This window comes from Flavobacterium kochi, from assembly GCF_048286715.1.
In the GTDB taxonomy this organism is placed as follows: Bacteria; Bacteroidota; Bacteroidia; order Flavobacteriales; family Flavobacteriaceae; genus Flavobacterium.
Genome location: NZ_JBLVPW010000001.1, coordinates 449,604 through 470,963, shown reverse-complemented (window position 1 = coordinate 470,963; position 21,360 = coordinate 449,604). Strand labels below are relative to the sequence as shown.

The 21,360-nt window shown below is 35.7% G+C and carries 16 protein-coding genes; 11 read left to right on the top strand and 5 right to left on the bottom strand.

What is annotated here, in order from left to right:
* The first annotated feature begins 3 nt into the window (after positions 1-3).
* Complete coding sequence (locus ACNQGH_RS01965) at positions 4-1,350, top strand: serine hydrolase domain-containing protein (protein WP_417954291.1); 1,347 nt, start codon at positions 4-6, stop codon at positions 1,348-1,350.
* An 80-nt stretch (positions 1,351-1,430) separates the two neighbouring features.
* On the opposite strand, the gene sufD is transcribed toward ACNQGH_RS01965, so the two are convergent.
* The 4 genes from sufD to ACNQGH_RS01945 form a co-directional block, all read right to left on the bottom strand.
* Complete coding sequence (sufD, locus tag ACNQGH_RS01960) at positions 1,431-2,747, bottom strand: Fe-S cluster assembly protein SufD (protein WP_417954290.1); 1,317 nt, start codon at positions 2,745-2,747, stop codon at positions 1,431-1,433.
* Positions 2,748-2,819: 72 nt separating this feature from the next.
* A complete protein-coding gene (gene sufC / locus ACNQGH_RS01955; protein ID WP_417954289.1) occupies positions 2,820-3,572 on the bottom strand; it encodes a Fe-S cluster assembly ATPase SufC in 753 nt (250 codons plus the stop codon).
* Positions 3,573-3,604: 32 nt separating this feature from the next.
* On the bottom strand, positions 3,605-5,053 hold the full coding sequence (gene sufB / locus ACNQGH_RS01950) for a Fe-S cluster assembly protein SufB (protein WP_417954288.1): 1,449 nt from the start codon (positions 5,051-5,053) through the stop codon (positions 3,605-3,607).
* A gap of 19 nt (positions 5,054-5,072) precedes the next feature.
* Complete coding sequence (locus tag ACNQGH_RS01945; RefSeq protein WP_114753489.1) at positions 5,073-5,402, bottom strand: HesB/IscA family protein; 330 nt, start codon at positions 5,400-5,402, stop codon at positions 5,073-5,075.
* A 179-nt stretch (positions 5,403-5,581) separates the two neighbouring features.
* Here ACNQGH_RS01945 and ACNQGH_RS01940 point away from each other — a divergent pair, with 179 nt between their 5' ends.
* The 6 genes from ACNQGH_RS01940 to ACNQGH_RS01915 all read left to right on the top strand — a co-directional run bounded on the left by ACNQGH_RS01940 (position 5,582) and on the right by ACNQGH_RS01915 (position 14,096).
* Complete coding sequence (locus tag ACNQGH_RS01940) at positions 5,582-6,544, top strand: YjgN family protein (protein WP_417954287.1); 963 nt, start codon at positions 5,582-5,584, stop codon at positions 6,542-6,544.
* Between the two features lie 4 nt (positions 6,545-6,548).
* A complete protein-coding gene (locus ACNQGH_RS01935) occupies positions 6,549-7,613 on the top strand; it encodes a M48 family metallopeptidase (protein ID WP_417954286.1) in 1,065 nt (354 codons plus the stop codon).
* A gap of 189 nt (positions 7,614-7,802) precedes the next feature.
* Positions 7,803-8,663, top strand: a complete 861-nt coding sequence (locus ACNQGH_RS01930; RefSeq protein WP_417954285.1) for an MBL fold metallo-hydrolase — start codon at positions 7,803-7,805, stop codon at positions 8,661-8,663.
* Positions 8,664-8,735: 72 nt separating this feature from the next.
* Positions 8,736-10,364: a S8 family peptidase gene (locus ACNQGH_RS01925; protein WP_417954284.1), complete on the top strand. Its 1,629-nt coding sequence runs from the start codon at positions 8,736-8,738 to the stop codon at positions 10,362-10,364.
* A 184-nt stretch (positions 10,365-10,548) separates the two neighbouring features.
* Positions 10,549-12,159 (top strand): S8 family peptidase, encoded by a 1,611-nt coding sequence (locus ACNQGH_RS01920; protein WP_417954283.1) that lies wholly within the window; start codon positions 10,549-10,551, stop codon positions 12,157-12,159.
* A gap of 62 nt (positions 12,160-12,221) precedes the next feature.
* A complete protein-coding gene (locus ACNQGH_RS01915; protein WP_417954409.1) occupies positions 12,222-14,096 on the top strand; it encodes a M1 family metallopeptidase in 1,875 nt (624 codons plus the stop codon).
* A gap of 60 nt (positions 14,097-14,156) precedes the next feature.
* Here the strand turns inward: ACNQGH_RS01915 and ACNQGH_RS01910 are convergent, their stop codons facing one another.
* Positions 14,157-15,104, bottom strand: a complete 948-nt coding sequence (locus ACNQGH_RS01910) for an L-threonine 3-dehydrogenase (protein ID WP_417954282.1) — start codon at positions 15,102-15,104, stop codon at positions 14,157-14,159.
* A gap of 300 nt (positions 15,105-15,404) precedes the next feature.
* On the opposite strand from ACNQGH_RS01910, the gene ACNQGH_RS01905 reads away from it, so the two are divergent.
* From ACNQGH_RS01905 to ACNQGH_RS01890, 4 genes are all read left to right on the top strand, one after another.
* Positions 15,405-16,031 (top strand): hypothetical protein, encoded by a 627-nt coding sequence (locus ACNQGH_RS01905; RefSeq protein ID WP_417954281.1) that lies wholly within the window; start codon positions 15,405-15,407, stop codon positions 16,029-16,031.
* Complete coding sequence (gene mfd / locus ACNQGH_RS01900; protein ID WP_417954280.1) at positions 16,024-19,389, top strand: transcription-repair coupling factor; 3,366 nt, start codon at positions 16,024-16,026, stop codon at positions 19,387-19,389. Before ACNQGH_RS01905 ends, mfd begins: the two co-directional genes overlap by 8 nt.
* An 81-nt stretch (positions 19,390-19,470) precedes the next feature.
* Positions 19,471-20,400 carry a helix-turn-helix domain-containing protein gene (locus ACNQGH_RS01895; protein WP_417954279.1) on the top strand — a complete coding sequence of 310 codons (930 nt, stop codon included), beginning with the start codon at positions 19,471-19,473 and terminating at the stop codon, positions 20,398-20,400.
* Positions 20,401-20,496: 96 nt separating this feature from the next.
* On the top strand, positions 20,497-21,264 hold the full coding sequence (locus ACNQGH_RS01890; RefSeq protein WP_417954278.1) for an SDR family NAD(P)-dependent oxidoreductase: 768 nt from the start codon (positions 20,497-20,499) through the stop codon (positions 21,262-21,264).
* Positions 21,265-21,360 lie beyond the last annotated feature (96 nt).

Below are 21,360 nucleotides of genomic sequence, written 5' to 3'. Positions count from 1 at the left end.
GCCATGAAAAAAATTTTCAAGTTTGTTGGTTTTACCTCTTTTATAGGAATCTTTTATTTTGGATTCACCAGCTATCCAAAACTGGATTTGATTTCTGGATTTTCAGCCAAAAGCATTGCTTCAGGGCATTTTATTGCTAAACGTTCCCAGGAAATGATTGAGAAAGGAGACAATGATATCGATATGATTGATTTGGCAAAAAATAAAATTGAGGCTGTCGGAAAATTTGCAGCTGCTTCTGTTTATGGTTTGAAAGAACGAAAAGCGATTTACCGCGAAGGTTTGGGAGCGACTTTAATCAACGATGATTTTGATGTTTCCAAACGATATGAAGTTCCTAAACGAACAAAAGGCAACAACAATTTGCCTTTTCCATATGGGAATGCCGAACCCAAAGACTCGGTTTTTAATACTGTTAATTATACCAGATTAAATGCGGCCGTCGCCAATGCTTTTGATAGAGCCGGCGAAATCAAAAAAAGAACCCGTTCCGTTTTAGTGATTTATAAAGACAAAATCATCGCTGAAAAATATGGTGCCGGTTTTGATAAAACCAGCAAAATATTAGGTTGGTCTATGACTAAAAGCGTTACGGGTGCGCTTTTTGGAATACTTCAAAAACAAGGGAAATATGATATCTATAAACCCGCCCCAATAGCAGAATGGCAAAAGGATGAACGCAAAATAATTACTACAAACGATTTGCTTCACATGAATTCCGGTTTGGAATGGGAAGAGAAATATGATCAAATCTGTGACGCCACTAAAATGCTTTTTGAGGCCGAGGACATGACACGTGTCCAATTAGAAAAACCAGCGGTATTCAAACCGAATACACATTGGAATTATTCGTCCGGAACGACAAATTTACTTTCCGGGATTTTGCGACAGCAATTCAAAACGCATCAGGAATATTTGGATTTCTGGTATTCGGCACTGATTGATAAAATAGGCATGAACTCTATGGTCGTAGAAACCGATATGGCAGGGAATTATGTAGGTTCATCTTACGGATGGGCAACGACCAGAGATTGGTCAAAATTTGGTTTGTTGTATTTGCACAAAGGCAATTGGAATGGCGATCAAATTTTAAACGAAAGTTGGGTGAAATATACGGTAAGTCCAACAAATACTTCAAACGGTAGATATGGCGGGCATTTTTGGCTCAATAGCAGCGGATACTTTCCTGATGTTCCAAGAGATATGTATTATTGCAGCGGTTTTCAGGGACAAATGATTGCAATTATTCCGTCACTTGATTTAGTAGTGGTGCGGATGGGTTTAACTGAAGAGCCTGATTTTGATTTTAACGGGATGTTGAGTGGGATTGTGAGAAGTGTGGAGCAATAGATTATATCCTATTAATTAAGAAAGAAGCAAAAAAAAGAGCTTCCCAGGAAAGCTCTTTTGTAAAAATAATTTTGTAAATATTACAAATCAAATCCTAGTTTCACGCCCAATTTATTGGCGATAATTGTGGTAATTCGTTTTTTTAGTTCCGGTATTTTAATGTTTTCGATAACCGCATTAGAGAACGCATACATCAATAACGCTTTGGCTTCTTTTTTAGGAATTCCACGTGCTTGCATGTAGAACATTGCCGTTTCGTCCAATTGTCCAACGGTACAACCGTGAGAACATTTTACGTCATCAGCAAAAATTTCCAATTGAGGTTTTGCATTTATTGTTGCTTTGTCGCTCAATAATATGTTGTTGCTTTTTTGGAAGGCATTCGTTTTTTGAGCTTCCTTCTCTACATACACTTTTCCGTTGAAAACTCCTGTAGAACGATCGGAATAGATTCCTTTATAATCCTGAAAACTTTCGCAATTTGGAGCTGAATGTTTCACCAAAGTATAATGATCGACGTGTTGTTTTTCACCAATAATTGTGATTCCGTTTAATGTACTTGTCAATCGCTCACCAAAGTGATAAAAATTCAAGTTGTTTCTGGTCAAGTTTCCTCCAAAAGAGAATGTATGTACAGAAACGTGACTTTCTTTCTGTTGGGAAACGTACGTATTGTCGATTAGATTCGCTTCTAACGTATCGTTTTGAATTTTGTAATAATCTACGATAGCACGTTTTTGAGCAAAAATCTCAGTAACGGAATTTGTCAACACTGGATTTTCGGTTAAACTTTGATGGCGCTCGATAATTTGAACATGTGAATTTTCACCTACAATTATCAAGTTTCTTGGTTGAACCAAAAGAGCTACTTCGTTTCCTGTTGAGAAATACATAATCTCAATAGGCTTGTCAGTCACTTTACTTTTTGGAATGTGGATATATGCTCCTTCATTGGCGAAAGCCGTATTCAAAGAAGTTAAACTTTCATCTTTACTCGCTATTTTATTAAAAAAGGTATCAATGATCATTTTGTATTTTGGTTTTGTCAATGCCGATGACATCAAACAAACATCAATTCCGTCGTGCGTTGTAGACGATAGATGTGAACTAAAAACACCATCAATAAACACCACTTTATACGTGTCTATTTCGTGTAAAAAGTATTTTTTTACTTGGTTAAATTCAATTGCACTTTCTTGCTTTGGAAAAACGGTAAAGTCATTTTTTAGGATGGCACTTAACGAAGTATATTTCCAAGCTTCGTCTTTTTTGGTTGGGAAACCTTTATTTTCAAAGTTTTTTATAGCTGAAGTTCTTACATCATGAAGTTCGCAATGAACATCAATACGCTCTTCGAAAGCCATAAAAGACGATAGTAATTTTTCTTTTAATTCCATTTTTGGTAGTTGTAAGTTGGTAGTTGTAGGTTGGAGTTTTGCAAACTGCAAACTGTAAACTGCAAACTAATTTTACGCTTCTTGTTCTTGTTTAATCCAGTCGTATCCTTTTTCTTCCAGTTCGTGCGCTAATTCTTTTCCTCCGGATTTTACGATTTTTCCATTGTACAGCACGTGAACGAAATCAGGAACGATATAGTCTAATAATCTTTGGTAGTGCGTGATAACTACGATGGCATTTTTGTCACTTTTTAGTTTGTTAACACCATTTGCAACAATTCGTAACGCATCAATATCAAGTCCAGAATCGGTTTCATCAAGAATAGCCAATTTTGGTTCCAACATTGCCATTTGGAAAATTTCGTTACGTTTTTTCTCGCCACCAGAAAATCCTTCGTTTAAGGAACGAGAAAGAAATTTTCTGTCAATTTCTAATAGCTCTGATTTCTCACGAATCACTTTTAACATTTGGTTGGCTGGCATTTCTTCCAGGCCGTTTGCTTTACGAGTTTCATTGATGGCAGTTCTCATGAAGTTGGTTACCGAAACTCCGGGAATCTCCACCGGGTATTGAAACGATAAGAAAACTCCTTTGTGTGCTCTTTCCTCCGGTGCCAATTCAGAAAGGTCTTCACCATCCAAAGAGATTTCACCTTCAGTCACTTCGTAATTTTCGTTTCCAGCAATGATTGAAGCCAGTGTACTTTTTCCAGCACCGTTTGGTCCCATTATCGCGTGAATTTCTCCAGCTTTTACTTCAAGGTTGATTCCTTTTAATATTTCTTTGTCTCCAATGGAGGCGTGTAAATTTTTTATTGATAACATAAATGTCTTGTTTTTATAAAGTCTTAAAAAGGTTATCCTACAGATCCCTCAAGAGAAATTTCTAATAATTTTTGTGCTTCTACTGCGAATTCCATCGGTAACTTATTCAATACATCTTTACTAAAACCATTTACGATTAAAGCAATGGCTTTTTCGGTAGGAATTCCACGTTGGTTGCAATAGAAAACCTGGTCTTCGCCAATTTTACTTGTCGTAGCCTCATGTTCAATTTTTGCCGTTGGATTTTTACTTTCGATATAAGGAAAAGTATGCGCTCCACAATTGTTACCCATTAACAACGAATCACATTGTGAAAAGTTTCTGGCGTTATCAGCTCTAGCGCTAATCTGTACCAGACCACGGTAACTATTTTGTGATTTTCCAGCAGAAATTCCTTTAGAAATAATGGTCGATTTAGTGTTTTTACCTAAATGGATCATTTTGGTTCCTGTATCGGCCTGTTGGAAATTATTGGTTACGGCAATTGAATAAAATTCTCCTACTGAATTATCTCCTTTCAAAATACAGGATGGATATTTCCAAGTTACAGCAGAACCGGTTTCTACTTGAGTCCAAGAAATTTTTGCGTTTTTCTCACACAATCCTCTTTTAGTTACAAAGTTGAAAACCCCGCCTTTACCTTCTTTGTTTCCTGGATACCAGTTTTGAACAGTAGAATATTTGATTTCGGCATCGTCCATCGCGATTAATTCCACACAGGCTGCGTGCAATTGATTTTCATCACGACTTGGAGCAGTGCAACCTTCAAGATACGAAACGTAACTGCCTTCATCTGCAATCACTAGTGTTCTTTCGAATTGTCCGGTTCCGGCTTGATTGATACGGAAATAGGTTGATAATTCCATTGGACAGCGAACGCCTTTTGGAATATAGCAAAAAGAACCGTCAGAGAAAACAGCAGCATTCAATGCGGCATAAAAATTATCTTTTTGAGGAATAACGCTTCCCAAATATTTTTGGACTAATTCTGGATATTCACGAATTGCTTCGGAAATAGAACAGAAGATAATTCCTTTTTCTCCTAATGTTTTCTTGAATGTTGTCGCTACTGAAACGGAGTCAACAACAATATCCATGGCAACACCAGAAAGCATTTTTTGTTCATCGATTGAAATTCCAAGTTTTTTGAAAGTCGCCAATAATTCTGGATCCACTTCATCTAAACTTTCATATTTCGCCTTGCTTAGCGGCGCAGAATAATAAGAAATAGCCTGAAAGTCCGGTTTAGGATAATGAACATTTGCCCATTCTGGCTCTGTCATTTGCTCCCAAGCGCGGAAAGCCTCAATACGCCAATCGGTCATCCATTGTGGTTCTTCTTTGCGAAGTGAAATAGCACGAACGATATCTTCATTTAAACCAATAGGAAAAGTATCAGATTCTATATCTGTATAAAATCCGTACTCATACTCTTTAGTTTCGAGTTCGATTTTTAAGTCGTCTTCGGTATATTTTGACATAATTTTTTGTTTAAATGTTTTACAAAGAGAAACTCTCTCCGCAGCCACAAGTTCTATTGGCATTTGGGTTATTGAAAACAAACCCTTTGCCATTTATTCCTCCTGAAAATTCTAATATTGTTCCGGCTAAGTACAGAAAAGATTTTTTTTCTACAGCAATAGTTATATCGTTGTCTACAAAAATTTTATCATCTTCGTTTTTTGTTTTATCAAATTTTAAATCATAAGACAATCCAGAACATCCGCCGCTTTTTACACCAACTCTTACATAGTCGATTGCAGCATCAAAACCATCATCTTTCATTAGATCGATGATTTTTTTTCTTGCAGTGTCAGAAACTTTTATCATAGCTTATATAGATTTTGTCTAAATTAACGACAAAGATAGTGTATAAAAACCTTTTTCCATAATTGAAATCATTTTTATAACCAATGCAAAAATAGAAAAAACCTATTTAGTGCCCTCATTATAAAAATTAAATCTATATTTAAACTCTATTTAATTGTAACCAAATTACTAATAATAAAATGATGGAAAACACTTTGGAAAGTCGCTCAACGTACAAACTAGAATTTCAGGGAAATGGTAAAGACTTTTTTGGCGTTGTAATAGTCAATTGGCTTTTGACTGTTATTACTCTGGGAATTTATTACCCATGGGCTAAGGCCAAACAACTTCAGTTTCTTTATGGGGCCACGTCTTTAGATGGTGATTCTTTTTCTTTTCACGGTACAGGAAAAGAGATGTTTAAAGGTTTTGTAAAAGCAATCCTTCTTTTTGGCGTTCTTTATGGCCTGTTATTTATGTTCTTTTATCTAAAATTTCCCTTGGTGGGATTGCTTTTGTTTTATCTTGGATTTTTAGCCATTTTACCATTAGCCATTCATGGTTCATATAGATATAGAATGTCAAGAACCTCATGGCGCGGCATCCGATTTGGATACAGGGGAGACCGAAAAGAACTTACCGTGAATTTCTTCAAATGGATTTTCTTTACGGTAATTACCTTTGGGATTTACGGTTGTTGGATGTCAATAAATTTGAGAAAATATTTGTTGGGGAATGTTCGTTTTGGAAATATTGAATTTGATTATAATGGAGATGGCAGTGATTATTTCGCGTTAAATCTAAAAGGCTATTTTTTAACGATTTTCACCCTTGGGATTTATCTTTTTTGGTGGCAAAAAGACCTTTTTGAATACTATATCAATAATGTAAGTTTAAACAAAGAGGGGAAAGAAATCGCATTAAATTCGACTGTAACAGGTGGTGATTTCTTCAAATTGGGGGTTGTCAATTTATTGATTATCATCTTTACCCTTGGACTGGGTTACGCATGGGTCATTACAAGAACATTGAAATACCTTTTTGATAATATTGAATTAGACGGAAATATTGATTTGTATTCAATTCAGCAAACAGAAGAGAATTTCAAAGATGCTACAGGAGAAGATATTAGTGATTTTCTGGACTTAGATTTTGTAATGTAAGCAGATGAAGGAAAAAATAATTGGAAATTTTTATGATGGCGCATCTTCTGTTTCCCAAGAAGTGGTATTAAATTTTGATACCGAAAAAGGTGTTTTTATTTTTGAAACGGCCTATAATAAAACGTATTCTTGGGAATTTGCTGCCGTTGTTTTTAATGGAAAAAGGCCGGTATTACAGCTTCAACATGGGGACAATCCTGTTCAAAGCTTAAAAATTGAAGATGCTCAATTCATCGACGACCTGACTGTTTTTAGAAATAAAAATGGACATATTGGTTGGTACCAAAAACTTTTAAATCTTGGAATTAAAATCCACCTTGGTTTCGCATTGTTTATTTTTGGGTTTATTGGTTTGTGTTATATATATATTATTCCGTGGGTAGCCGAAAAATCGGTGGTCTTAATTCCTGCTGTATATGATGATGCATTAGGAAATACATTTTTTGAGCAAAATACATTTTTAGGCACTGTTGACGCCAAGAAAACAAAAGCGTTGAACCTGTTCGCCAAAGAGTTGAAACTAAGAAACACAAAAACATTAAAATTCACCGTAATTGATTCGGACATAATGAATGCTTTTGCACTTCCGGATGGCAGCATCGTTGTGTATACCGGAATTATAGATTCAATGAAAGATTACGAGGAATTAGCGGGTTTAATTGGACACGAAGTCGCCCATGTAAACCATAGGCATTCCATGAAAATGTTGTGTCGAAATTTATCGGGTTATTTATTTATTTCAACCATTTTAGGAGATGCAAACGGAGTCATGGCAGTACTCGGTGAAAATGTCAATACCTTACAATCGCTGTCTTTTTCGAGGGAATTTGAACATGAAGCTGATATCGAAGGTTTTAAAATAGTGACCTCAAATGGAATTAACCCAAAAGGAATGTCAGTCCTTTTTAAACGTTTGCAGAAAGAAAATAACATTGTGATACCTGAATTCTTAAGTTCACATCCCCTAACAGCGGATCGAATTCGATACATTGACAAAATAATAAAAATCGAATCTTTTCAATCTAAAGAAAATAGTAGACTACAACGGTTATTTCAACAGATGAAATAATAATTTCTCTTTATAAAATTTAATCCGCCAATTCAAAGCCAAATTTTACGCTTCGAATTGGTGGTTCTTTTTAGTATTAACAGAAAATTCTTTGTTTTACTATAAATTATACTCGTAAATGTGTTTTTAACTCATTTTTGGTGTCGAATCCTTATATTTGGGTTTAATTACGTTTTTAAAAATAATCTTATGAAACTCTATCCTATAGAAACTGGAAATTTTAAATTAGATGGGGGGGCGATGTTTGGAGTGGTCCCAAAAACCATTTGGAATAAAACCAATCCGGCCGATGAAAACAACTTGATTGATATTGCTGCACGTTGCCTATTAATTGAAGATGATACTAAATTGATATTGATTGATACCGGAATGGGAAACAAGCAATCGGAGAAGTTTTTTGGATATTATTCGCTTTGGGGAACGCATTCCATGGATAAATCTTTGGCTAAATTTGGTTTTCATCGTGATGATATTACCGATGTTTTTATGACGCATTTACATTTTGACCATTGCGGTGGAAGTGTGCAATGGAATGCTGATAAAACGGGCTATGAGCCAGCGTTTAAAAATGCTAAGTTTTGGAGTAATGATAAGCATTGGGAATGGGCAACAAAACCTAATTTGAGAGAAAAACCCTCCTTTCTATCCGAAAATATTTTGCCGATGCAGGAAAGCGGCCAGTTGCATTTTATCCAAAGACTGGAGGGTGATTTTCTTAAAAAATCGGAACTGGGTTTTGGTATTTTTTTTGCCGATGGTCACACCGAAAAGCAGATGATTCCGCATATTCAATATCAGGATAAAACGATTGTTTTTTGTGCCGATTTATTGGCAACAGCCGGACATATTCCAATTCCATATGTGATGGGCTATGATACCAGACCGCTTTTAACATTAGACGAAAAATCAAAATTCATGAACGCTGCCGCGGATAATAATTACTATTTATTTTTGGAGCATGATGCCCATAACGAAATAATAACTGTTGAAAAAACAGAAAAAGGAGTTCGATTGAAGGAACGATTTTCTTGTGATGAAATCTTAATATAGTGTTAATGTCATTTATTTTTGTAACAAAAAAATACATTTTAGACTAATTTTATAACTTTTAAAAACGTAAACATGAATATAATTAAACCTATTTACATTTCGGCATTTGCAATATTAGCTCTGGCAGGGTGCAGCGCTTCTAAACAAGTTTCTAATTCTACTGCAACACTTACTGCGATAAGTGCTCCGTTAAACATTAAAAAAAATGCACCCATAAATGAAAGTGACTTAAAACGCTGGAGTCATTTAGATATAGTAAAAGATACCATTCCGGGAATGAGTGTTGATAAAGCATATTCCGAATTATTGAAAGATAAAAAAGGGGTAAAAGTTATCGTGGGAATTGTGGATTCTGGGGTTGATATCGAACATGAAGATTTGAAATCGGTTGTTTGGACCAATAAAAATGAGATTGCAGGAAACGGAATTGATGATGATAAAAACGGGTTTGTCGATGATATTCATGGTTGGAATTTCTTAGGAGATATCACCAAAGAAAATTATGAATATGAGCGAATTATTAAAAATAAGAATCTTGTTGACGAAGTAACCTATCAGGCCGCAAAAAATGTTAGTGATGCTAAAATGGCTGATGCCATTAAAGGGAAAACGCGTTCGGAACAAATGTTGGTGACCCTAAACGAGAATGATGCAGTTTTAATAAAACATTTTGGAAAATCGGTTTATACGATTGAAGAGGTAAAAGCAATTGTTTCACAAGAACCGGAAATGCAAAAAAGCAAGGCCGCTATCGAGCAGATGTTTTCTTTTGGGATGCCTATCGCAGACTTAAAAGTTGCTGTTCAAAAACAGCTTGATGGTCTTAATGCTACCTTAAACGGAGAAAATATAAAAAACGATTATAGAAAAGTTGTTGGAGATAATCCGGAAGATATAACAGATACCAAATACGGGGACAACAATGTTATGGGACCAGACAAGAATGGAATTCTTCATGGAACCCACGTTGCCGGAATTGTTGCTCAAACCAGAAACAACGCATTAGGCGGCGATGGCATAGCAAACAATGTAGAAATTTTAACGGTTCGCGCCGTGCCAGACGGAGATGAATATGATAAAGATATCGCACTTGGAATTCGTTATGCGGTGGATAATGGTGCAAAAGTAATTAACGGAAGTTTTGGAAAAAGCTTTTCACCACATAAACAATGGGTTTATGATGCTATTAAATATGCGGAAAAAAAGGATGTATTGATTGTTCATGCAGCTGGAAATGATGCAAAAAACATCGATACTGAAAATAATTTCCCTAACGATTCTGATGATAAAATAACTGAATTTGCCGACAATGTAATTACAATCGGGGCATTAAATTTTGAATATGGAAATAAGGTGGTGGCACGATTTTCTAATTTTGGAAAAATCAATGTTGACGTTTTTGCGCCAGGAGTAAAGATTTATGCTACAACACCAAATGATTCTTATAAATACTTGCAAGGAACATCCATGGCTTCGCCAAATGTTGCCGGAGTTGCGGCGTTAATACGTTCGTATTATCCAAAATTATCTGCGCAACAAGTAAAACATATTTTAATGGATTCAGGAGTAGCAATTACAGCAGATGTTATTGTTGGTGGAAAACCGAATGATACGCGATCTTTTACTACTTTATCAAGATCTGGAAAAATAGTAAATGCTTACAATGCCTTATTGATGGCGGAAAAAATGTCAAAAAACTAATAATTCCGATTTGTTTTTAAATGGAAGGGCAATTTGTCCTTCCATTTGCATTTTAATCCCATAATAACTCCTCTGATTTTCATTCCTTTGCTTTCGAACAAATCATAATGGAGTGTTAATCCATTTAAATTGTGTAACAAAAAAACATAATTTAGGCCCCACATTTAATTTTAAAAACTTATAAATGAACAATATTAAACCGATCTGCTATTCTGCCGTTGCTTTTTTTGCATTAGTGGGATGTAGTGCTCAAAAACAAGTTTCCAAAACTGCTGCTCCCATAGCAGTAAGTTCACCTTTAATTATTAAAAAAATTGCGCCTATAAGTGAAACTGATTTAAAACGTTGGAGTCATTTGGATTTAGTGAAAGATACGATTCCCGGAATGAGTGTTGATAAAGCATATTCTGAATTATTGAAAGATAAAAAAGGAGTAAAAGTCATCGTGGGAATTGTAGATTCGGGAGTTGATATTGACCATGAAGATTTAAAATCAGTGGTTTGGACGAATACCAAAGAAATTGTCGGTAACGGAATTGACGATGATAAAAATGGATTTATTGATGATATTCACGGCTGGAATTTCCTTGGAGATTCAGGATTTGAAAATTTAGAGATGACCCGTATTCTGAAAAAAGCAGATGACGGATCAGTAATCTATAAAAATGCTAAAGCGGATTATGAAAAAAAGTACAATGAAGCTTTAGAAGGGAAACAGCAAGTAGATTTTCTGGTAAACACCAATAAAACAATACAAACGTATTTAAAGAAAGATGATTATACACTCGAAGAATTAAATGCAATTGTAAGTACTGATGAAGCTTTGAATAAAAGCAAGATGATTATGACGCGCGTTATTGGGCAGTCAGGTCCAAGATTTAGTGCTGATATCGAAGAATACAGAAAGTATATTTACGACCAGTTGAATTATAATTTGAATAAAGATTTTAATGGTAGAAAAACCGTTGGGGATAATCCGGATGATATAAATGACACCAAATACGGAAACAATGTTGTTTACGGGCCAGATAAAGAAGAAGCTTTACATGGAACCCATGTTGCAGGAATTATTGCTCAGGTGAGAAATAACAACATTGGGGGTGACGGAGTTGCAAACAATGTTGAAATTATGGCAGTAAGAGCGGTTCCTAATGGGGATGAATACGATAAAGATATTGCTTTAGCGATTCGTTATGCGGTAGATAATGGAGCAAAAGTAATCAACGGAAGTTTTGGAAAAAGCTATTCTCCACACAAGCAATGGGTTTTTGATGCTATAAAATATGCTGAAAAGAAAGATGTTTTGTTTGTACACGCATCAGGAAACGATGGAAGTGATATTGATTTAGAAAAAAACATCAATTTTCCCAATGACTCTGAAGATAATAAAATAGAGTTTGCTAAAAACGTGCTTACTGTCGGAGCTTTGAATACTGTTTACGGGGAAGCGGTGGTTGCGCCATTTTCGAATTATGGAAAAATTAATGTGGATGTTTATGCTCCAGGAATGGAAATTTACGCATCAGTACCAAATAACAAATACAAATACGAACAAGGAACATCAATGGCTTCGCCAAATGCGGCCGGAGTTGCGGCATTAATCCGGTCTTATTATCCTAAATTATCAGCAGCACAGGTAAAACAAATTATGATGGATTCCGGAACCCCGCTGCCTGTAACAGTAGAGCTGGGAGAAACTCAAGAAAAAAAATCAAATACTGAAACTTCAAAATCAGGAAAAATGGTCAATGCCTACAATGCTTTGATCTTAGCTGAAAGAATGTCTAAAAATTAAATTCAAATATCGATTAATCTAATGGGAGGGCTTTAACCCTTCCATTTTTTATTATAAAAATGATGCGAAAATTCCTTTTATTGTCTTTTATAACTCTTAATTTTAGTTCTTTATTGGCCCAAAGTTCCACATATTGGCAACAGCATGTTGATTATAAGATGGACGTTGTCATGGATGTGAAGAACTACCAATACAAAGGAAAGCAGGAATTGGTTTACACTAATAATTCTCCTGATACTTTGAAAAAAGTCTATTACCATTTATTCAATAATGCTTTCCGGCCCGAAAGTGAAATGGATGCCAGAATCCAAAGCATCAAAGATCCGGATGCCAGAATGGTAAATAAAATAAAAGTAGAGGGCAAAGAGGTCAAAGAAAGCCGAATCAAAACTTTGAAACCTAACGAAATGGGGTATTTGAAGATTACTAATTTCAAACAAGATGGAATTACCGCCTCCGCAAAATCGGTAGGAACGATTCTCGAAGTTGCTTTAGCAAAGCCAATCCTGCCCAATTCAAAAACTACTTTTACGCTGGATTTTGATGGTCAGGTTCCTATTCAAATTCGTCGTTCCGGAAGAAATAACGCGGAAGGAATAGCGTTGTCAATGGCGCAATGGTACCCAAAAATAGCCGAATTTGATTTTGAAGGCTGGCATGCCGATCCGTATATAGCCAGAGAATTTCACGGTGTTTGGGGAAATTTTGATGTGAATATTACTATTGACAAGGATTACATTTTAGGAGGTTCCGGTTATTTGCAAAATCAAAACCAGATTGGACACGGATACCAGGATGCGGGAGTTACAGTGGTTTATCCAAATAAAATAAAAACATTGACTTGGCATTTTATAGCGCCAATGGTTCATGATTTTACCTGGGCTGCCGATAAAAATTATATTCATGATGTGGTAAAAGGGCCTAATAATGTTGATTTACATTTCTTATATAAAAATAATCCAAAGACAATGGAAAATTGGAAACAATTAGAACCATTAATGATTCATGTGATGGATTTATATAACAAGAAAATTGGAGATTATCCATACAAACAATACTCTTTTATTCAAGGTGGCGATGGCGGAATGGAATATGCGATGTGCACGTTGATGTTAGGAAATGGAACACTGCAAGGAATTTTAGGAACTGCAACGCATGAATTAGGACATTCTTGGTTTCAACATATCCTGGCTTCAAATGAATCTAAACACCCATGGATGGATGAGGGTTTTACAACCTATGTCGAAGATTTAGCGCTTAATGAAATAGCGGTAAAAAAACAAAAAAACCCATTCGAAGGAAATTATAAAGCGTATTATTCCTTAGTGGATTCGGGGAAAGAGCAACCGCAAACTACTCATGGCGACCGTTATGATGAGAACAGACCTTACAGCATTTCGTCTTATGTAAAAGGGAGTATTTTCTTGTCTCAACTGAGTTATGTGATTGGACAGGATAATTTGGACAAAACGATAAAGAGGTATTATCATGATTTCAAGTTCAAACATCCTACGCCAAATGATATCAAAAGAACTGCTGAACGTATTTCAGGAGCAAACTTAGATTGGTATTTGGTGGACTGGACTGAAACTACCAATACAATTGACTATGGAATCAAAGATGTAAAGGCGAATGCTGACAAAACGGTTGTAACATTAGAAAGAACAGGCAGAATGCCAATGCCGATTGATTTGATGGTGGACTATACAGACGGGACAACAGAAAGTTTCTATATTCCATTGCGCATGATGAGTTTTGAAAAGGAAAATCCAGATCCCTCAGTAAAAAGAACAGTTCTGAATGATTGGGCTTGGGCGTATCCTACTTTTGAATTCGAAATTTCTAGACCGAAAACGACCATCAAGAAAATCACCATCGATCCAAGCGGTTTAATGGCCGATGTGAAACAGGCCAATAATACTTATGAAATGAAGTAATTTCTTAAATAAAAAAGAGTCTGGTTCAAAATAGCTAGACTCTTTTTTATCTTGGAAATTTTATTTTTCGGTACTCAAGTTTCGCAACATATCCACTGTCATGGATTCCAAATCAAATTGATGTTTCCAGTTCCAATCTTTTCTTGCTTTGGAATCATCAATACTTGCTGGCCAGCTATCAGCTATTTTTTGACGAAAGTCAGGTTTGTAAGTGACTGTAAATTCAGGAATGTGTTTTTTAATTTCGGCAGCAATCTCCGTTGGTGTAAAACTCATTGCAGCTAGATTATAAGAAGAATGAATTTTAATTTGTTCAATCGGCGCCTGCATAATTTGTATCGTTGCAGCAATCGCATCGTCCATGTACATCATCGGCATTTTAGTTTCTGAGGATAAGAAGCATTCATATGTTTTATCTGAAAGTGCTTTATGGTAAATATCCACGGCATAATCTGTAGTTCCGCCGCCAGGAGGTGTAGACCAGCTAATTAAACCAGGATAGCGGATGCTTCGCACATCGACACCGAAAATATTGTGGTAGTATTCACACCATCTTTCGCCCGCCTGTTTACTGATTCCGTAAACCGTTGAAGGCTCCATGATGGTGTATTGTGGTGTGTTTTCTTTGGGCGTTGTTGGGCCAAAAACTGCAATACTGGAAGGCCAGAATATTTTTTTTATTTTTTTTGCTTTAGCCAAATTCAAAACATGAAACAAAGAATTCATATTTAAGTCCCAGGCAAAAGCTGGATTTTTCTCGGCAGTAGCCGATAATAATGCTGCCATTAAATAGATTTCATCGATTTGGTGAATCTCTACAAGATGCTCAATCTGATTAAAATCCAGCGCATTTACAACTTCGAAAGGACCCGAATTGACAACATCATTATTCAGTTTTCGAATATCAGAAGCAATTACGTTTTCTGTTCCATATATTTTTCGCAACTTATGGGTAAGTTCCGTTCCAATTTGTCCGCAAGCGCCGATAATCAATATTTTAGTGCTCATTTTGTTTGTTTTGAAACACAAAGATAACGTTTTCGTGAATAACACAATTCTGATGTTAAATGTTATAAATTTGCTAAAAGAGTATTTAAAATAGGTGTAAAACTCTTAATTTTTCTTTTTTTTTAATATAAAAGGCGCTTCAGGGATGTTAGATTCTTATTCCTATGCCGTAATTCGTAATTATAAATTTACTTTGTAACTTTGTACTTTAATGAAAATGCAAATGAAATGAGCATAATGGGATACGATGGAATTTATGCAAATTAAAAGCGATCATTAAAAAACAATAAATAGCTACACATGAAATACAATATAACGGTCTTCCTTTTTCTGATTTTCATTTTGTTCTCTTGCCAAAATGACAATCAAAAACGCATTGCTGAAAACAGGAAAGAGATCAAAAAAAGAGAAATAATATTTAAAAATATAGAGAAAGGCTGGGCTTTTTATGATACACCTATAACTGAGGCTTCTGAAAAAAGCATTGCTACCTGGAACGAATTACGTATGTTTTTGGCTGAATTAGCTCAAAAGCCAAAAAAAACCATTGGTGCATTTCAACAAAAATCGAAAGCGCTTTCTAAAAAAGCAATGGCCTTAAATGAGAATGTCCCTTTAGAGTTTAATAAGCCTCAGATAAAAAGTAGAATTTCGACGTTAATCACGAAAGTACGATTGTTGGATTTATTCATTCATTTGGATAATATTCCCGATAATAAAGTGACGTTATTGGTTTCTGAAATTAATTTGGAATTGGTTTCCTTACAAAGACAAATGGACAAAATTGTAGAAAAAAATAAAATCCCTGTTGAAGAAGGAGAATCTGACTTATTGAAAATGATGGATACTGCCAGAGCAATTCCTAATACGCCTACTCCTAATTCACCGAATACCCCAATCGACCCAAATCTGCCACGCGTTGAGTAAAAAAGCCTTATATAACACTTACGATAATTCGCCAAAGACCCAGCAAATTGCTGCTCGTTTGTTGGAAAATAATCAGGTAAAAATGCATCTTTCGGGATTACTCGGATCAGCACTTTCATTTGTAATTCGTGCGATTTTTAGGAAATCCGAACTTCCTTTTTTGGTTGTTTTAAACAACAAAGAAGAAGCCGCTTATTATCTGAATGACCTGGAACAGATGGTTGGCGACCAGGATGTTTTGTTTTATCCTGGTTCGTATCGTCGTCCGTACCAAATTGAAGAAACAGATAATGCGAATGTTTTGCTTCGTGCCGAAGTCCTCAACAGAATCAATTCTCGCAAAAAACCGGCCATTATTGTCACCTATCCCGAAGCATTATTCGAGAAAGTGGTGACTCGAAAAGAATTGGATAAAAACACACTGAAAGTATCGGTTGGTGACAAAATTTCTATCGATTTTATCAATGAAGTATTGTTCGAATACGAATTTAAAAGAGTTGATTTTATTACGGAGCCCGGAGAATTTTCAGTTCGTGGTGGAATTGTCGATGTGTTTTCTTTTTCGAATGATAATCCATATCGAATTGAATTTTTTGGAGACGAGGTGGAGAGTATTCGCAGTTTTGATGTAGCAACCCAATTGTCTATTTTACAACAGAAAAAAATTACGATAATTCCAAATGTGGAAAACAAAGTTTTTCAGGAAAATAGAGAAAGTTTCTTGGATTATATCTCGGAGAAAACAGTTATTTTCATCCAGAATACTGAAGATCTTTTGTCGCAATTAGACAGACAATTTACCAAAGCTGAGGAAGCTTTTTCAAAATTAGCGCAAGAAGTAAAGCGTTCTACGCCGGAACAATTGTTCTTGAATCAAACGGAGTTTATAAAAAGAGCGTTGGATTTTTCAATTGTGGAATTGAGTTCGAAAGCTGTTTTTAGAACCACTAAAAAATTCGAATACCATATTCAGCCGCAACCGTCATTCAACAAGCAATTTGATTTGTTGTTGAATAACCTGAATGAAAATCATTTCAATGGCTACAAAAATTATTTATTTTGTTCCAATGACGCCCAGGCCAAAAGATTTCATGATATTTTCGAGACTTTGGATGAAGCGAATTCTGAAAATATTAGGAAACAATATCATACCATTGTTTTGCCTTTGTACCAGGGTTTTATTGACGAGGAAAATCAAATTACCTGTTACACGGACCATCAGATTTTTGAGCGCTATCATAAATTCAGCATCAAAAACGGCTATTCAAAAAAACAGAATATCACTTTAAAAGAACTTACGACATTAGCCGTGGGTGATTATGTGACGCACATCGATCACGGAATTGGACGATTTGGAGGTTTGCAAAAAATACAAGTCGAAGGAAAGACGCAGGAAGCAATCAAACTCGTTTATGCCGATAATGATATAGTATATGTGAGCATTCATTCGTTGCACAAAATTTCAAAATACAACGGAAAAGACGGAACGCCACCCAAAATTTATAAATTAGGTTCGAACGCCTGGAAGATTTTAAAACAAAAAACCAAGGCTCGCGTCAAACATATTGCATTCAATTTGATTCAGCTGTATGCCAAAAGAAGACTGGAAAAAGGATTTCAGTTCGCGCCTGACAGTTATTTGCAAAACGAACTGGAAAGTTCGTTCATTTACGAAGATACACCGGATCAGACCAAATCGACGCAAGAAGTAAAAGCTGATATGGAAAGCGATCGTCCAATGGATCGCTTGGTTTGTGGTGATGTAGGTTTTGGTAAAACAGAAGTTGCTATTCGTGCAGCTTTCAAAGCAGTGGATAATAGCAAACAAGTTGCGATTCTGGTTCCTACGACAATTTTGGCTTACCAACATTACAGAACTTTTACGGAACGATTGAAAGATATGCCGGTCTCTGTTGGGTATTTAAACCGTTTTAGGACTGCCAAACAAAAAGCGGAAACCTTAAAATTATTAGCCGAAGGAAAACTCGATATTGTAATTGGAACACATCAATTGGTCAATAAAAATGTAGTTTTCAAAGATTTGGGATTGTTGATTGTTGACGAGGAACAAAAATTTGGAGTCAACGTCAAAGACAAGCTCAAAACCATTGCAGCCAATGTCGATACACTGACTCTGACAGCAACCCCAATACCGCGAACATTGCAGTTTTCATTAATGGCAGCGCGTGATTTATCGGTGATTACAACGCCTCCGCCTAATCGTTACCCCATTGAAACGAATGTCGTTGGTTTTAGTGAAGAGTTGATTCGGGATGCAATTTCGTATGAAATCCAGCGTAACGGACAGGTTTTCTTTATCAATAACAGAATAGAGAACATCAAAGAAGTTGCCGGAATGATTCAGCGTTTGGTGCCAAATGCCAAAGTTGGAATTGGTCACGGTCAAATGGAAGGAAAAAAACTGGAAGAATTGATGTTGGCTTTTATGAACGGCGAATTTGATGTTTTGGTGGCAACCACCATTATCGAAAGCGGTCTGGATGTTCCTAATGCTAATACTATTTTTATCAATAATGCCAATAATTTTGGATTGTCTGATTTGCACCAAATGCGCGGTCGGGTAGGACGTAGCAATAAGAAAGCATTTTGCTATTTTATTTGTCCTCCGTATTCTGCCATGACGGATGATGCAAGAAAACGAATCCAAGCTTTGGAACAATTTAGCGAACTCGGAAGCGGATTTAATATTGCGATGAAAGATTTGGAGATTCGTGGTGCCGGTGATTTATTGGGAGGCGAACAAAGTGGTTTTATCAACGAGATTGGTTTTGATACCTATCAAAAAATCATGAATGAAGCCATTGATGAATTGAAGGAAAATGAATTTAAAGATTTGTATCCTGAGGAAAACAATTTGGAAACCAAAGAATATGTAAAAGACCTGCAAATCGATACGGATTTTGAGTTGTTGTTTTCTGACGAATATATCAATAATGTTTCGGAACGATTAAGTTTGTATAATGAATTAGGCAGTGTGAAAAATGAAGAAGAACTCATTATTTTTCAGAATAAACTGATTGACCGTTTTGGTCCCATGCCGCCACGAGCTAATGCGTTAATGAATAGTATTCGTATTAAATGGATCGCTACTCGAATTGGAATCGAGAAGTTGGTGATGAAACAAGGTAAGATGATAGGTTATTTTGTATCGGATCAACAATCGGATTATTATCAATCCAATCGTTTTCATCAGGTGTTGCAGTTTGTCCAAAAACACAGTTCGATCTGTAAAATGAAAGAAAAACAAACGCCAAATGGCTTGCGATTGCTGTTAACTTTTGACAATGTAAAATCAACAAGAAAGGCGTTAGATCTGATGGAGTTGTTTGGGAAATAAACAAAATAAAAGCGGTCAGACTTAAGGACCTGAAAACTTTTATCTTTTATTTGTATATTTGATTTTTACAAATTTATTCCAATGAAGCCAAAATCAATAGACCAGTTTTATAAAGATATAACGGAGGGATCTACAATTGACCCTAGTTCATTATTGCCAAATGGTATTCAAAAAGAAATTGGACATTTTAATGTGTTCAATATAAACGAACTTTATGAAAGGCTAACGCAAAAGTCTTTTATGCCTTATGACAGAAGAGCATATTACAAAATAAGTTTGATAAGCGGTAAAAACAGGGCAGAGTACGCTGACAAAGTAATTGATATTGAAAAGAATGCCCTTCTATTTGCAACACCTAAAATCCCGTATCATTATGTTCCACAAGACGCGCAGCAGTCGGGTTATTTTTGTGTCTTCACGAGTGAGTTTTTATTCAAGGACAAAAGTGGAATAGAATTAGATAACCTTCCTATATTTCAATCGGATGGGTATCCTATTTTTCAGCTTACAGATGAAGAGGCAATAGAGATTGAATTGATATTCAAAAAGATACATAAGGAAATCAATTCTGATTATGTGTATAAATATGATTTGATTCGAAATTATGTTTCGGAGTTAATACACTTGGGACAAAAACTACAACCGATAACCGCTTTGTATTCCAAACACAATTCAGCGGCCAGAGTTTCTTCTTTATTTGTTGAACTGCTGGAAAGGCAATTTCCTATCGAATCGCCTCGTCAACGGCTAGAATTAAAATCGGCCAAGGATTTCGCTGCTCGTTTGGCTATTCATGTCAATCATCTTAACAAAGTGCTAAAGGAAAATACTGGTAAAACTACCACTGAGTTAATCAGTGACCGGTTAATCCATGAGGCCAAGATTTTATTAAAAGAAACCGATTGGAACATTTCGGAAATTGCGTATTCACTCGGTTTTGAAGAGTTGGCGCATTTTTCTAATTTTTTTAAAAAGCAAACTACATTGACGCCTATATCTTTTCGTGTGTAGATTGATTTGAATTTTGCAAACACTGGATTGATATTTACAATTGGCGAGCTTTACTTCTGAATTAATTTTGCCTTATTAATTTAAAACAAAATAAAGATGGAATTCAAAAACAATAAAATAGCATTAGTAACCGGAGGAAGCCGCGGACTAGGAAAAGATATGGCTTTGAGTCTTGCTAAAAAAGGCCTTGATGTTCTTATAACCTATAATAGTAAAGAAGATGAAGCAGAAGCCGTTGTAAAAGAAATTGAAAATTTGGGACAGAAAGCTGCAGCCGTTCAACTGAATGTTGCCGAAGTGGGTAGTTTTGATTTGTTTTTTCAAAATGTGGCAACTGCTTTAAAAAACACTTTCGGTGCGGAAAAGATCGATTTTTTAATAAATAATGCGGGTGTTGGTCTTCACGAAAGTTTTTCAACAACAACAACAGTACAATTTGACGAATTGGTCAACATTCAATTCAAAGGCCCCTTTTTCCTTACTCAAAAAGCTTTAACTGTTATGAACGATGGTGGAGGAATTGTAAATATTTCTACTGGACTTACCCGTTTTTCATTTGCAGGTTACGCTGCGTACGCAAGTATGAAAGGAGCGATCGAAACGTTGACTAAATACCAGGCTAAAGAACTGGGAGAAAGAAAAATCAGAGTAAATATTGTAGCGCCAGGCGCCATAGAAACAGACTTTGGCGGTGGTGCAGTCCGGGACAACGAGCAATTAAATCAATATATTGCTTCGGTAACTGCTTTAGGACGGGTAGGTTTGCCGGAAGATATTGGAAGCGTAGTTGCCTTCTTATGTACAGACGATGCAAAATGGGTGAATGCCCAACGAATTGAAGTTTCTGGAGGAATGAATCTGTAATTTATACTATTGTTTTTTAGTGTAGAATTTCAAATCTTTCTAACCTTTTAAAACAACAAAACGCAATACCTAATATTATAAAAAAGCTTCCAGTCT